Raw genomic sequence first — 1522 nt, 5'->3', positions numbered from 1 at the left:
GTTGATTGCCGGTCAGCAACAGGAACTGCCGCTGCCAATCCGGTGTTGGATTGGCAGCGGCTTTGTCGCAGTTCGAAACGAGATGGCGTGGGATTCTGCGCGATTTACGGCAACCCTGTTACCATTTCACGCGCAAGCCGACCTGTCCTTTGACGGAATAACTGTCGCCAAAGTTGTTCAGGCTGGTGTTGACCAGACCCTCGCCATAGATCGAATATTTATCATCATCCCAGTTATAGGTTCCGCCGATGCCCAGACCGCCCCATATACGGTCATTGCGGCTGGCAAAACTCACGCCCTGGACATCGACCCTCGTGCCCTCAAGGAACTCATAGTAGAGATTGGCGATGCCGTAGACATGGGTGCGGTTGAGCAAGCCCTTGTCATTCTGCCACGAGTTCTCATGGTCAAGCGTCAGGCCGAGACGGCCTTGCAAGCTTTCCCCCCGGTCGAGACTGACGCGAGCACCGAATGGATCGGTAAATGCATCAAAGTCGACATTCGAATAGACCAGCTGAGCCTGCGGCGTGACGGACCAGGCAGGATCGATGGCTATGCGCTTGCCGCTTTCCAGTGACAGCGTATAACCAAAACCGTCATTGCCATCGGAGAGATTCCTACGAGCGAGAATAGAGTCGAGATCGCTCGTGTACCAGGTCACCTGGCCCTGACCATCCAGATAGAAGCCATTCTCGCCATACCAGGTCAGCGTACCGCCAAAGCCATATCCGTCCGTCTTGATCTCACCATCACCGTAGATCGAATTGATGTCGGTTTTGCCATGGGCGTAATGGACTGTGACGCCGCCAATTAGCTTGCCGCTTTCCGTTTCAGTCAACAGCCCATCAATACCGGCCTGAAGCTTGAAGACATTCTGGTCGTAATCGGTGGCTGAGGTCGAGACACGCGGATCGATGCTGTTATGCGCGCCTTCGATACGGCCCCATACACCATTGCCTTCAATCGCAACGCCTGCCTCTTCAGGAGCGGCATATGGTGTGCCGACCGGATCGGCTCCCTGCGCCACCACCTTGTTGCCATTACCGGCCCAGAAGCGATTACCGACACGCTGCTGCAAGGTTGGCACGCCGTTCAGACCGAGCAATGCCTGCGGATATGCTTCATAAGTCGGAACACCGGCCTGATAAAGCGGAACCGGTGGCTCCGGCGGATTAGGCGGCGTTGGCGTTGGCGGTGTTGGTGGTATCAGAACAGAACGCAGATACCAGTTGTTATCGCCGCTATCCCCACCCACGCCACCGTAGTTCAGCGTATAGGCGTAAGCACCGCCAACGACCGCCTGCTCTCCTTGTTTGGTGACATAGTCGCCCTGAAGCGTGAATGCGGTCGGGACCGAAGTAGCGCCATTGATCGTATCCACCACCAGAATGCCGTTGGCTGTCGTTAAAACGCCGGGGCCGGTCGTATTCTTGACGATCAGGGTAGAATTTCCGGTGACGGTTCCACCGTCAACGATCAACCGGTCGGAGGGAGAACCGTCCCCGCCAAGATAGGTATTGAG

Annotated in this window: 1 protein-coding gene; it reads right to left on the bottom strand. The window is 56.3% G+C overall.

Features of this window, described 5'->3' with window-relative positions:
- Window positions 1–118 precede the first annotated feature (118 nt).
- The coding region (locus tag JAU75_RS23810; protein ID WP_199058944.1) for an autotransporter outer membrane beta-barrel domain-containing protein at window positions 119–1522 on the bottom strand (1404 nt) is incomplete at its 5' end.

This window comes from Ochrobactrum sp. Q0168, from assembly GCF_016427605.1.
Lineage (GTDB): Bacteria > Pseudomonadota > Alphaproteobacteria > Rhizobiales > Rhizobiaceae > Brucella.
Note: the sequence above shows the minus strand (reverse complement) of the source record. Positions and strands in the feature narration are given on the sequence as shown.